This window comes from Mesorhizobium sp. M0615, assembly GCF_040320805.1.
GTDB lineage: Bacteria > Pseudomonadota > Alphaproteobacteria > Rhizobiales > Rhizobiaceae > Mesorhizobium.
This window is the reverse complement of sequence record NZ_JAMYQI010000002.1, coordinates 24,564-37,654: the sequence shown is the minus strand read 5'-3', so window position 1 is coordinate 37,654 and position 13,091 is coordinate 24,564. Positions and strand designations below refer to the sequence as shown.

Below are 13,091 nucleotides of genomic sequence, written 5' to 3'. Positions count from 1 at the left end.
GGTATCGGTCTGCGCCACCTTATTCCCCTATTCCCTACGGCCTATTCCATTCCCTTACGCCCTCGACAGCAGCCGGCGCATGATCAGCGAGGCGTGGCCGCCAACGCCGTGCGCGGCCGTGTGGCGCTCGACCACTTCGAAACCGTGCTTGCGATAGAAGGCGATCGCCCGGTCGTTGCCCTCGATCACTTCCAGCGCAATGCTGGGGATGCCGGCATGCGCGACAAGCACCGCGTGCAGCAGGTCGGTGGCGAGCCCGCTGCCGAACTCTGTCTTGTCGATGTGCAGCCGGTCGAGCAGGACATCGCCACGATCGTCCATCGCCGCCATCGCGTAGCCGGCGATCGAACCGTCCGGCCGTTCGGCCACGAACGACATCTTGTTGTCGTCCGCAAGTTCCTCGGCCAGCCGCTCGGGCGCATGCTTGTCGTCCGAGAGCCGCGCAGTGGTCTCTGGCCCCATAATTGCCGAATAGGTGCGCCGCCAGGATTCCCCCAACAGCCGCGACACCGCCGCTATATCTTTCTCGGTCATCGCCCTGATCTGAACCATGGCCTGAATCCTCACCGCCTCACCCGCGACTTCAGCCAACGATCGAAGGCCACGGCGAGGATCAGGATCAGGCCGATGACGATGCTTTGTGTGTAGGACGAGACATTGTTGAACTGCAGCCCGTTCTGCAGCACGCCGATCAGTGCTGCGCCCACCACCGTGCCGCCGACTGAGCCGATGCCGCCGAATAGCGAGGTGCCGCCGATGACCACGGCCGAAATCACCGTAAGCTCGTAGCCGATGCCGGCCACGGCTTCGGAGGAGTTGAGCCGTGCTGACAAAACGAAGGCGGCCAGCCCGGCGAAGAAGCCGACGATGACATAGACCGAGATCAGAATGCGGTCGACGCGCAGGCCCGACAGGCGTGCGGCCTCGGCATTGCCGCCGACGGCATAGACGGCGCGGCCGTAGCGCGTATAGCGCAGCACGATGTGGCACAGGATGGCCGCCGCCGCGAAGATGATCGCCGGCACCGGCACCGGTCCGATGAGCCCGGTGCCGAACCAGCGCATCGAGGCGTCGAAACCGGAGATCGGTCCGCCATTGGAGATGGTCAGCGTCAGGCCGCGAAACACGGTGAGCCCACCCAGCGTGACGACGAAGGGCGGCACTTTCAGCCTGGTGATGGCAAAGCCCTGGACGCCGCCGGCCAGCGCCCCGACGATGACGGCGGCAAGCAAGGCGGCGAACCAGCCATATCCTTGCGTGCCCGTGGTCGACAGCGACAGCGTGTTGGCGGTGCCGCCCTTGGCCACCACCGCGGCCACCATGCCGCAGAAGGCGAGCAGTGAGCCGACCGACAGGTCGATGCCGGCAGTGAGGATGACGAAGGTCATGCCGAGCGCGATCAGCCCGGTGATCGAGATCTGCCTCAAAATGTTGAACAGGTTGATTGGATCGATGAAGCTCGGCTTCAGCACGGTGAAGATGACGATCAACACCGCCAGGAACATCAGCGGCCCAAAACTCATCAGAAGCCGCGCGATGTTAATGCCGCTGCGCTGGGTCTGTTCGGTGGTGCTGGTCATTGCGTTGCGTCCTGCTTGCGGTCGAGCGCCATCAGTTCCATCAGTTTTTCCTCGGTCGCTTCGATGCCCGGCATTTCGCCGGTGATACGGCCGCGCCGCATCGTAACGATGCGATCCGACACTGCCAGCACCTCCGGCAGTTCCGACGAGATCATCATGATGGCGATGCCGCGCGCAGCCAACTGGACCAGGATCTGGTGCACTTCGGCCTTGGCGCCGACATCGACGCCGCGCGTCGGCTCGTCGACGATCAGTACTTTCGGGTCGCGCGCCAGCCAGCGGGCCAGGATCACCTTTTGCTGATTGCCGCCGGACAGGCCCTCGATCGCCTGCTCGGGCGAGGCCATGCGGATCGACAGTGCCTTGCGATAGCCGGCCAGCGCCTCGCGCTCGCGCCGTTCGGCCATGAAGCCGGCCCCATTGCTGTAGCGGCCGAGCGAGGCGATGGAGAAATTGTTGAGAATGCCAAGTGCTGCAAAAATCGCCTGGTGCTTGCGGTCTTCCGGCACCAGGCCGATGCCGAGTTTGATGGCGTCGGCGGGCGAAGCCGGGGCGATCGGCTTGCCGTCGAGCGCAATCGTGCCGGCCGCGATGCGGTCGGCGCCGAAAATGGCGCGGGCAAGCTCGGTGCGGCCGGAACCGACGAGCCCGGCAACGCCGAGGATTTCGCCGGCCTTCAGATCGAGGTTGACGCCTTCGAGCACGACGGCGTGCGGCGCCAATGGGTCGCGTACCGTCCGCAGCCCGCGCACCGAGAGCCTGACCTCGCCGGCGACATCGCGCTGCGTCGGCCGCGCGTAGAGCTCGGAGGCGGCGCGGCCGACCATCTTCTCGATGATTTTTGGAATCTGGATCGGCTGGCCGTCACGGTCGAGATGGCCGGCCAGCCTGCCGTCGCGCAACACCGTCATCCGGTCGCAGATCGCCGACGCTTCTTCCAGCCGATGGGTGACGAACATGATCGCCACGCCGTCCTTGCGCAGCCTGTCCATGATCGACATAAGCTTCTGCACCTCAGTCTCGGTCAGCGCCGAGGTCGGCTCGTCCATGATGATCAGGCGGCTTTCCAGCGACAGAGCGCGGGCGATTTCGACCAGCTGCTGTTCGGCGACCGAGAGCGACGACACCGGCGTCGCCGGATCGATGTCGAGGCCGACGCGGGCGATGATCGCGCGCGACGCGTCCTCCATCCTGCGCCAGCTGACCAGCCCGAGCGGACCGAGCGGCGCGCGGCCGATGAAAATGTTTTCCGCAACCGTCAGCGTCGGGATCAGGCTCAGTTCCTGATAGATGGTGACGATGCCATGCCGCTTCGCATCCTGCGGACTGGACGGCGCGTAGTCGGCGCCGTCGAAGACGATGCGGCCGCTCGACGGCGGCATCACGCCGGACAGGATTTTCAACAGCGTCGACTTGCCGGCGCCGTTCTCGCCGAGCAGGCCAAGGATCTCACTGGGCCGCACCTCGAGCGAAACGTCGCTGAGCGCGGTGACGCCGGAAAAATGCTTGGTCACGCCTTCGACGGAAAGGAGCGGGGGCGATGATGCGGCGGGTTCAACGGCGGACAAGCATTGCTCCCGGATTGCGATAGGCAGCGGGACAGCGCCCCCCTCTGTCCTGCCGGACATCTCCCCCACACGGGGGGAGATCAGCAGTTTTGCCGGCAGCACTATTTCTATAACGTTGGCGATTGGCGAAAGCAGACGTGACGGCCAATCTCCCCCCAAGTGGGGGAGATGTCCGGCAGGACAGAGGGGGGCGCGACAGAGCGCGACCTCCACCCGTCATGGGCCCTACTCTCACTTCGTCTCGTTCAACCTCTCCGCCTTGTCGAGATTGTCCTTGCCGATGACGATCGGCGTCAACAGCACCAGCTTCTCCTTCGGCTCGGTCTTGTCCCTGGCGAAGGCGACCGCGATCTGCACCGCCTTGCGCGACTGTTCGCCGGGGAACTGCTCGACCGTGCCGGCGAGCTTGCCGTCGCGCACAGCGACCAGCGCTTCCGGCAGTGCGTCGAAGCCGTAGATCTTGACGTCGGTGAAGTTGCGGGCGGCACAGGCTTCGAGCGCGCCGAGCGCCATGTCGTCATTGGCGCAGATGATGGCGTCCGGCTTGCCGTTGGCGGCAAGCCCGGCCTCGGTCACCGACAGCGCTTCGGCGCGGGCGAAATTAGCGGTCTGCTCGAAGATGATCTGGTACTTGTCCTTGAGCGGATCGAGCACATTGTGGACGCCTTTGTTGCGGTCGATCGCGGGTCCGGCACCCGGTTGGCCCTGCAAATGGAACAGCTTGGCGCCGTTGGGGAACGCCGCCACCATGGCCTGCGCCTCGGCCTCGCCGCCCTTGACATTGTCGGCGCCGACATGGGCCAGAATGCCCTCGACGCCGTCGACGCGGCGGTCGATGGTGACCACGGGAACCCCGGCCTTGACCGCTTCCTCGATCGCCGGCGCCAGCGCGTTGACGTCAAGCGGCGAAATCACGATGGCGTTGACCTTCTGCACAAGTGCGGCCTCGATGTCGGCGGTTTGCTTCGGCGCCGAGTTCTGGCCGTCGCTCTCGGTCAGGTTGACGCCTTGCGCCTGCGCCTCCGCCTTTATCTCGTTCAGCATGTGCACAAAGAACGGAAAGCCGAGATTGGGCACCGAGCCCAATATGGTCAGTTTGTCGGCGGCAAAGGCCATGGGCGCGGCCAGCGCCATGGCGCCGGTCGCCACCGTCGACAACAGGAATTCGCGTCTGTTCATCAGATATCCTCCACATGAACGCAGGAGCCCGAAACCGGGAGCGGCTCGGGACGGTCCTTGCGTCAATTCAAAAATGGAGTGTCCTGTGAACGCCCCGAAGGGACGCGAGGCGCTCCAGCCGGTCCGCCGCAACGTTCTCCTCCGCACGGCGCCGACCCAGGGATGCTAGCCAAGGAAAATCGATTACGCAAGGTGAGGCGAGGGGCTGAAACTGCTAATCTCCCCCCTTGTGGGGGAGATGTCCGGCAGGACAGAGGGGGGCGCTGTCCCGCCGACATTGGCCAATTTCACTTAGATCTTTGAGCTAACCTCTACGCAGAATACTTGATGCGGGCGATCCTTCGCGCCCCCCTCTGCCTTGCCAGGCATCTCCCCCACGAGGGGGGAGATTGGCAGCTTAGACGCCTCTACCGATCGATCGTCGTCATCACCCGCTCATTGTAGCGCGGCCCTGAGACCTTGCCCGGCGCAAGGGCTGCGTCGAGCGCAGCTATCTCGGCCGCGTCGAGCGTGATCGCGGCCGCAGCAACATTTTCTTCGAGATACTTGCGCCGCTTTGTCCCCGGGATCGGCACGATGTCGATGCCGAAACCGTCGCCCTTGCCGAGCACCCAGGCCAGCGCGATCTGCGCGGGCTTTGCCCCTTTGGCCGCGGCCACCTCCTGCACCGCAGCCGCAGCCGCGACATTAGCGTCGTAGTTGGCGCCCTGGTAGCGGGGGTCGCCGCGGCGGAAATCGCCTTCCGGATAATCCTCGGCGCGCTTGACGTCGCCGGCGAGGAAACCGCGGCCGAGCGGCGCGAACGGCACCAGGCCGATGCCGAGCTTTTTGAGCAGCGGGATGATCTCCGGCTCCAGATTGCGCTCCCAAAGCGAATACTCGCTCTGCAGCGCCGAGACAGGGTGCACGGCATGCGCACGGCCGATATTCGCCGCGCCCGCTTCCGACAGGCCGAAGAAGCGCACCTTGCCCTCGGCAACCAGCCGGCCGACCGTGCCGGCGACATCTTCCATCGGCACCGCCGGATCGACGCGATGCTGGTAGTAAAGGTCGATATGGTCGGTGCCGAGCCGCTTCAGCGAGCCCTCCAGCGCCTCGCAGATATGGTCGGGCCGGCTGTCACGCTCCGTGCCGACCTGTCTGCCGTTTTCGATGCGGAAGCCGAATTTGGTGGCAAGGGTCACCTCATCGCGTCGGCCCTTCAGCGCCCGCCCGAGCAGTTCTTCATTGGCATAGGCGCCGTAGACTTCCGCCGTGTCGAGGAAGGTACAGCCGAGTTCGATGGCTCGGTGCAGGGTAGCGATCGATTCCGCCTCGTCGGCAGGGCCATAGGACTGGCTCATGCCCATGCAGCCGAGGCCGATCACCGAGACCTGCAGCCCCTGGCTGCCGAGTTTGCGGGTGCTGAGGGTCATTGCCGTTCTCCTTGGGGCTGAGGAAAACTATAGCGGCCGCTCCTCCAGTTTCCATAGCTGTTCGGCGGAAGAACAGCGCTTCCCTTGACAAAACCCAGCCGCAAGCGCCTTTGCCGGCGGCCATTGGGGGCCATGGGATACCAATGAAGAAGATCTACGAGAAGCCGACGCTGAACCGGCGTCAGCAGCTCTCGCGCGTCACCGCGCTCATAATTCCTTCGGACCACTAACCGAATATTGTCGTCGCCATTGCAAAGTCCGCTGCCGAGGCGCAGCGGTTTTTTGCTGCCGCCGGATCGTAGCGCTGCCAGAAGCAGGCGGTCAAAATTGACAGAGCGGCCGATCTCCAGCATCCTTATGCCGCCGCCATGTCTTGCGGTCTTGTGTATGAGTGAGCCATGGCCAGTTCCGTCACCAGCCAGAATTCCAAGCGCGCCGCGGTGCGCAAGGCGCTCGACCGCCACAAGGTCTACGTCACCGCGCAAAGCTTTTCCGGCGGCGTCTACTCGGCCCGCGTGCTGGTCGACGGCGAGGCCTACTGGGTCGACGAGTTCCGGCTGAGCCAGCTCCAACAAGGGCTGTCCCCGGCCGAGCTAGACCTGACGCCCGCCTCAGACGATTGAGCGTGATCTCCACATTCTTCGCACCACGCTGGGAAATCTGAAATGTTGGCGGGACAGCACTGTGCAGGAACGCGGCGCAGGGAAGGTTCGTCCGCCGCCGCCGCTCCCGCCTGACCCATGCCAACCCCGCCAAAACTCAAGGCCTATCGCGCCAAGCGCGAATTTACGAAGACGCCGGAACCGGCTGGCGGGCTCATTTCAGGCGACGGCAACCGCTTCGTCGTCCACAAGCATCACGCCACCGCCGACCATTACGATTTGCGCCTGCAGGTCGGCGGCGTGCTGAAAAGCTGGGCGGTGCCGCGCGGGCCCTCGCTCAACCCGGCCGACAAGCGGCTTGCAGTCGAGACCGAGGACCATCCGCTCGAATATATCGACTTCGAGGGCGTCATTCCCGAAGGCGAATATGGCGGTGGGCCGATGATCGTCTGGGACACCGGCACCTGGGCACCGATGGACGATGTCGACAAGAGCCTGCGCACCGGCGCCTTCAAGTTCCGGCTGGCCGGCGACAAGTTGAATGGCGGCTGGATGCTGACCCGTCTGAAGCCCAAGCCCAGCGAAGACAGCGAGAAGAAAAACTGGCTGCTGTTCAAGGAGCGCGATCTCGCCGCCGATACCGGCCTCGACATCCTGGAAGCGCGGCCGGAAAGCGTGAAGTCCGGCAAGCGGATCGAGGAGCTGGTGGCGCCGCCGAAGAAGCCGGCCCGCCTGCCGCCCAAGCCCGGCGCGCTGAAACCCGGCGCGCTGCCCGGTGCGGCCAGGGGCGATCCGCCGTCGCGCATCGAGCCGCAGCTCGCCACGCAGGTGCCGAAGCCACCGGGTGGGCCAGTGGAAGACACAGGTGAACTCTGGCTGCACGAAATAAAATTCGACGGCTACCGCACCATGGCGCATATCGCCGATGGCGAGGTCAGGCTGATCACCCGCGGCGGCATCGACTGGACGAAGCGTTACGGCGACCTGCCGCAGGCATTCGCCCGGCTGCCCCTCAGCCAGGCGATCATCGACGGCGAGATCATGGTGCTGGACGAGAAGGGCATCTCGCGTTTCGCGCTGCTCCAGGATGCGCTGTCGGCGGGTGCGGGCAGCAAGCTCCATTTCTATGCCTTCGACCTGCTGCATCTCGACGGCTGGGACCTCCGCAAGGCGCCGCTCGCAAAGCGCAAGGCCCTGCTCGCCGAACTGCTAGCCGGACAGGGCGCCAACTCCGCCATCCAGCTGAGCGACCATGTCGAAGGCGACGGACAGGGGCTGTACGATCAGGCCTCGATCCTTGGGCTGGAAGGCGTCGTCTCCAAGCGCGCCAACGCCATCTACCAGAGCGGCCGCACGAAGAGCTGGACCAAGGTCAAGGCGCTGGAGACCGGCGATTTCATCATCGCCGGCTACACCGTTTCCGACGCGGCCGAAGGACTGGCGGCACTCGGCATGGCTGAATTCGCGGATGGCGAACTGCACTATCGCGGCAAGGTTGGCACCGGCTTCGATGCCGCTACGGCGGGCGACTTGCTGGCCCGGCTGCAGCCGCTGCGCGACGGCGCGACAGCACCCGAGGGTGTGCCGCGCGAGATCATGCGCGAGATGAAATGGGTGCGGCCGATGCTGTCGGCCCGCATCCACTACGCCAACCGAACGGCGGACAATTCGCTGCGCCACGGTGTGTTTCGGGGCTTGCGCGATGTCGGCCTGTCGACGCCGGTGTCGCCGAAGCGCAAGCGGCTGATCGCCGAAGCCGATCTCGCAACCATCTGGGTGACCAATCCGGAGCGGCGGCTGTTCGGCAAGACCGGACCGACCAAACTCGACATCGCCGTCTATTACGCGCTGGTCGGCGATTTCATGCTGCCGCACATTATGGGCCGCCCGGTGTCGCTGGTGCGCTGCCCGACGGGCCTGCCGAAGGACTGTTTCTTCCAGCGCCACGCCTACACCGGCATGCCGCCGTCGGTGGTCACTTTTGACGCCACCAACTCCGAAGGTGAAACCAAATCCTATCTGTCGGTCGAGGGAGCAAAAGGCTATCTGGCACTCGCGCAGTTCGGCGTCGTTGAGTTCCACACCTGGGGCACGCATCGCTTGAGCCTCGACAAGCCCGACCAGATCGTTTTCGATCTCGATCCGGGTGAGGGCATCGCCTGGCGCGAGGTGGTCGAGGCCGCCGTCCACATCAAGGGCGAATTGGAGCGGTTCGGCCTGGTGCCGTTCGCCAAGACATCCGGCGGCAGCGGCATCCACATAACCGTGCCGGTGACGCAAAAGCAGAACTGGAAGAAGCTGCACCAGGCGACCAGCGCCATCTCCACGCACCTGGCGGCCACCGCGCCCGACACTTTCACCACCACAATGGGCAAGGAAAACCGCAAGCGCCGCATCTTCATCGACTATCACCGCAACGCGCGCGGCCACACCTCCGCGGCGCCTTATTCGCTGCGCGCCCGCACCAACCTGCCGGCGTCGACGCCGGTGAGTTGGGCAGACCTTGAGACGATCGATGCGCCGCAGGATCTGAACTATTCGTCCTTGCCGGGGCTGTTGGCGACGTCGGGCGATCCGTGGGCGGACATGGAGGATTTCGCAAGAGATTTGCCGTTGTTTTCGGGGAAGTAGATCGGGAGGTGTTGGCGATCCGGCACACCCCCCTCTGTCCTGCCGGACATCTCCCCCGCAAGGGGGGAGATCGGATGTCGCCTCTGCTTTCGCCAATCGCAAACCTTGCAAGAGGAGCGATAAGGTTGAAGCTGCCAATCTCCCCACTTGCCGGGGAGATGTCCGGCAGGACAGAGGGGGGTGCTGTCCCTCCGGCATGACTTACTTCCCCAAGTCCATCGACCATGCGGACAATTTGAATTATCCTCCGTCGGTGCCCTCCAGCTCACCTGGAAGGTTTCGTCAGGAATTTGCCGGTATGTTTGGGGCCGGTGTAGGATTTCCGCAGCACCATTCGTCCTTTGGACGAAGCGCTGCAGTAAGCATGATCCCGAAACGTGGGAACCGGTTTTCGGTTAAGATCATGCTCAGTCTGAAATGTCAGTGCATGGCCGCGTAGGAGAGTATCATGGCGCCCAGGGCAAGTTGGAAAGGTTACCTCAAGCTCAGCCTCGTCAGCTGTCCGGTCCGGCTCTATCCGGCAACGACGACCAGCGAGCGCATATCGTTCAACCAATTGCACAAGAAGACCCACAACCGCATCAACATGAAGCCGGTCGACCCTGAACTCGGCCTCGTCGAGCGCGCGGACTTGGTCAAGGGTTACGAATACGAGGACAAGCAGTACATCATCATCGATGAGGCCGACCTCGAAGCAGTGCGCATCGAATCCAATCACACGATGAACATCGAGGCCTTCGTCGACGAAGACGAGGTTGACGTCATCTATCAAGATGCGCCGTACTATATGGCGCCGGATGGCGCCATGGCGGAAGAAACCTTCGCCGTGCTGCGCGAGGCAATGCGCAAATCCGGCAAGCTGGCCATTGCCCGCCTTGTCCTGTCCAGCCGCGAGCGCGTGGTGACGATCGGCGCGCGCGAGAACGGCATGTTCGTGTGTACGTTGAGGAACCCGAACGAAGTGCGCGGCACGGCTGAATATTTCGGCAACATCCCGGCTGGCAAGCCGGATCCCGAAATGCTGCAATTGGCCGAAGCGCTGATCAAGCAGAAGGAAACCACCTTCGATCCGAAGAATTATGAGGACCGCTACGAGATCGCGCTGATGACGATGATCCGCGAGAAACTGAAGGGCCATAAGCCGATCATTGCGGCGGCGCCCGAGCGTGGCAATGTCATCAACCTCATGGACGCGTTGAAGGCGAGCCTGTCGCAATCAGCCAAGCCGCCGGCCAAGTCGAAGAGCAAGGCCGACGACGCTGAAAAACCTGCCGCCAAGGGTAAGGCGGGTGCGGCCAAGGAAAACCCGTTGAAGGCCAATCTGCTCAAGGCCGTCGGCAAGAGCAAGGGGTGACGGCGCCGACCGGTATAATCCCGGGCGCCGTCTTCGGCGCCATCGGCGCGCTGGCGGCATTTCCGCTGCGGCTCGCGGCCCGTGAGGTGGAGCGTCAGCACGGCCAGTTGCGGCGCGGCGTCACCAGGCGCACCAGCCATGTTGTGTTCGGCCGAACGCTGATCGCCAAGGCCGGCACGGCGAAGGGCGGCGATGCCGAGATCGAGCGCCGGGTTGCAGCCGAGGGCTCCGCTGGCCGAACACTCCTTAGCGAAAATGGCTTCCTGCGCCTGCTTGGTCTGATGAAGGCGCCGGAGGCGTCTTCGCTGTCCAGGCAGTCTCTCGTCGACCAGTCCAGACTGTCCGGTGCCGACCTCGACCTGCTCAGCCTGTTTGACGCCTTCGAGCACGATTGTGAACCCTACTCGTTCCGCGATCTGATCCTTGCCCGCAAATATGCCGGGCTGGTCGCCGGCGGTGCATCCTGGGGCGCGATCGCGCGCTCCGTGCATCGCTCCGGTCCGGTCGCTTCGCTCACCGCCAAATCGCTCAATGTCGGCTCGCAGCATGGCCGGCCCGATCAGATCTATCTCGAGGATGGCCAGAGCGAACTCGACGGCCAGCTGCTGTTCGATCTCGGCAGCGCAAGCGCAGCCGGCGACGACACGCTGGAAGAATTGTTCGCCGAGGCTGAAAGCGCGGAAGAGGAGGGCCGGCACGACGATGCCGCAGCGCTCTACCAACGCTGCCTCAGCATCGATCCGAGCGACGCCATCGCCGCGTTCAACCGCGCCAACTGCTTGCGTGGCGCCGGCCGTATAGCTGACGCGGCGCATGACTATGCCCGCGCAATCAAGCTCGATCCCGGTTTCGTCGAGGCCTGGTTCAATCTCGCCGGCCTGATGAGTGAGCAGGGCAAGGTGCCTTCGGCGCGCCGCCATCTGCAAAAAGCGATCACGCTCGACAGGACTTATGCCGATCCGGTGTTCAACCTCGCCCGACTGGAATTCGACGCCGGGAATCTACTTGAGGCCCGGCGGAACTGGATGCGCTATCTCGAACTTGATGCTGAGTCCAAGTGGGCGCGGATGGCGCAAAAGGGGATACAGTTCGTGGATCTGCAGACGGCGCGGACGGCGGGGTGAGATGTTGGCGCGCGAGCACCCCCCTCTGGCCTGCCGGCCATCTCCCCCTCAAGGGGGGAGATTGGGTGTCGCCATCGCTTTCGCCAATCACTATCGTCGCGAGGTCCGTGAGGCGCTGAAACTGCCAATCTCCCCCCTTGAGGGGGAGATGTCCGGCAGGACAGAGGGGGGCGCGAAGGAACTCGGCCTTTACCGGCAGCGCACCCCATGACCACCTTCCTCTTCGACGGCAACGACACCGCCCCCCTCACGATCCTGCTGGCCCACGGCGCCGGCGCATCGATGGATTCGCCTTCGATGACCGCCACCGCCAAGGCGCTCGCCACCGCCGGTTTCCAGGTCGCGCGCTTCGAATTCCACTATATGGCGGCGCGCCGCTACGGCCAGCGCAAGCCGCCGCCGCGCGCCGAGACGGTCAACCCGGAATACATCAAGGCCATCGCCGATCTGAGAGCCATGGGCGTCACCGGGCCGCTCATCATCGGCGGCAAGTCGATGGGCGGGCGCGTCGCCTCGATGATTGCGGACGAAATGCTCGCCAAGGGAGAGATTTCCGGCCTCGTCTGCCTCGGCTATCCCTTTCATCCGCCGGCCAAGCCAGAGCAGCTCAGGACAAAACACCTCGCCGACCTCAAGACACCGACACTGATCTTCCAGGGCACGCGCGACGAATTCGGCACCAGGGAAGAGGTCGCGACCTACGGCCTTTCCGACGCCATCGAAGTGATCTGGCTGGAGGATGGTGACCACGACCTGAAGCCGCGCAAGAGCGTGTCGGGGTTTTCGACCGCCGATCATTTGAAGACGCTGGCCGGGACGGTGAAGGCGTGGACAGGGCGGATCGTTTCCTGATCGCCAAATGAAAATCGCCACCTTCAATATCAACAACGTCAACAGCCGGCTGCAAAACTTGCTGGCGTGGCTGGCGGCAGCCAAGCCCGATGTCGTCTGCCTGCAGGAGCTGAAGGCGCGCGACCTGCAGTTTCCGCGCACGGCACTGGCCGACGCCGGCTATGGCGCGGTGTGGAAGGGCGAGCCGACCTGGAACGGCGTAGCCATACTGGCGCGAGGAGCCAAGCCGGTGCTGACCCGTGACGTCCTGCCCGGCGATACCGCCGACAAGCAGAGCCGCTACATCGAGGCGGCGGTGTCGGGCGTCGTCATCGCCTGTGTCTACGCGCCCAACGGCAACCCGCAGCCGGGGCCGAAATTCCAGTACAAGCTGGCCTGGCATGAAAGGCTGGAGGCGCATGCCGCAGAACTCTTCGACACCGGCCTGCCGGTGGCGCTGGTCGGAGACTACAACATCGTGCCCGAGCCGCGCGACATCTACGCCACCCGCTCCTATGACGACAACGCGCTGGTGCAGCCGGAAAGCCGGGCGTCGTTCCAGCGTCTGCTCGAGCAGGGCTGGACCGATGCGCTCCGCAAGAAGCATCCGAAGGAAACGCTCTACACATTCTGGGATTATCGCCGCAACCGCTGGCTGCGCGATGCCGGGCTGCGGCTCGACCACATCTTGCTGTCGAAGAAACTGGCGCGCCGCCTCACCGCTGCCGGCATCGACCGCGATGTCAGAGGTGAGGACGGCGCCAGCGACCACGCGCCGGTATGGGTCGAATTGAAGTGAATTTGGCT

General features: G+C 64.3%; 12 protein-coding genes. 6 read left to right on the top strand and 6 right to left on the bottom strand.

The genetic code is table 11. The annotated features are described in order from the left end of the window. Nucleotides 1–54: 54 nt before the first annotated feature. From NKI46_RS02910 to NKI46_RS02885, 6 genes are all read right to left on the bottom strand, one after another. Entirely contained in the window at nt 55–552 is a 498-nt protein-coding gene (locus tag NKI46_RS02910; protein ID WP_023685888.1) for a GNAT family N-acetyltransferase, read from the bottom strand. An 11-nt stretch (nt 553–563) separates the two neighbouring features. Further along, complete coding sequence (locus tag NKI46_RS02905) at nt 564–1,580, bottom strand: ABC transporter permease (RefSeq protein ID WP_023685887.1); 1,017 nt, start codon at nt 1,578–1,580, stop codon at nt 564–566. Continuing rightward, nucleotides 1,577–3,208 (bottom strand): sugar ABC transporter ATP-binding protein, encoded by a 1,632-nt coding sequence (locus NKI46_RS02900; protein WP_502896788.1) that lies wholly within the window; start codon nt 3,206–3,208, stop codon nt 1,577–1,579. The genes NKI46_RS02905 and NKI46_RS02900 overlap by 4 nt, the downstream gene beginning before the upstream one ends. A gap of 171 nt (nt 3,209–3,379) precedes the next feature. Continuing rightward, nucleotides 3,380–4,327, bottom strand: coding sequence for a substrate-binding domain-containing protein (locus NKI46_RS02895; protein ID WP_023673481.1), 948 nt, complete (start codon nt 4,325–4,327; stop codon nt 3,380–3,382). Between the two features lie 407 nt (nt 4,328–4,734). Beyond that, on the bottom strand, nt 4,735–5,742 hold the full coding sequence (locus NKI46_RS02890) for an aldo/keto reductase (protein ID WP_352744699.1): 1,008 nt from the start codon (nt 5,740–5,742) through the stop codon (nt 4,735–4,737). After that, nucleotides 5,739–6,095, bottom strand: coding sequence for a hypothetical protein (locus NKI46_RS02885; protein WP_156033644.1), 357 nt, complete (start codon nt 6,093–6,095; stop codon nt 5,739–5,741). The genes NKI46_RS02890 and NKI46_RS02885 overlap by 4 nt, the downstream gene beginning before the upstream one ends. 45 nt (nt 6,096–6,140) lie before the next feature. Between NKI46_RS02885 and NKI46_RS02880 the strand changes: the two genes are divergently transcribed. The 6 genes from NKI46_RS02880 to NKI46_RS02855 all read left to right on the top strand — a co-directional run bounded on the left by NKI46_RS02880 (nt 6,141) and on the right by NKI46_RS02855 (nt 13,083). Continuing rightward, nucleotides 6,141–6,365 carry a hypothetical protein gene (locus NKI46_RS02880; RefSeq protein WP_023673483.1) on the top strand — a complete coding sequence of 75 codons (225 nt, stop codon included), beginning with the start codon at nt 6,141–6,143 and terminating at the stop codon, nt 6,363–6,365. A 117-nt stretch (nt 6,366–6,482) separates the two neighbouring features. After that, entirely contained in the window at nt 6,483–8,975 is a 2,493-nt protein-coding gene (gene ligD / locus NKI46_RS02875; protein WP_352744696.1) for a DNA ligase D, read from the top strand. Nucleotides 8,976–9,423: 448 nt separating this feature from the next. After that, nucleotides 9,424–10,329, top strand: coding sequence for a non-homologous end joining protein Ku (gene ku, locus NKI46_RS02870; RefSeq protein ID WP_023685883.1), 906 nt, complete (start codon nt 9,424–9,426; stop codon nt 10,327–10,329). Then, nucleotides 10,326–11,453 carry a tetratricopeptide repeat protein gene (locus tag NKI46_RS02865; protein ID WP_352744693.1) on the top strand — a complete coding sequence of 376 codons (1,128 nt, stop codon included), beginning with the start codon at nt 10,326–10,328 and terminating at the stop codon, nt 11,451–11,453. The genes ku and NKI46_RS02865 overlap by 4 nt, the downstream gene beginning before the upstream one ends. Before the next feature lie 207 nt (nt 11,454–11,660). After that, complete coding sequence (locus NKI46_RS02860; protein ID WP_352744690.1) at nt 11,661–12,305, top strand: alpha/beta hydrolase family protein; 645 nt, start codon at nt 11,661–11,663, stop codon at nt 12,303–12,305. A 7-nt stretch (nt 12,306–12,312) separates the two neighbouring features. Next, entirely contained in the window at nt 12,313–13,083 is a 771-nt protein-coding gene (locus NKI46_RS02855; protein WP_352744687.1) for an exodeoxyribonuclease III, read from the top strand. Nucleotides 13,084–13,091 lie beyond the last annotated feature (8 nt).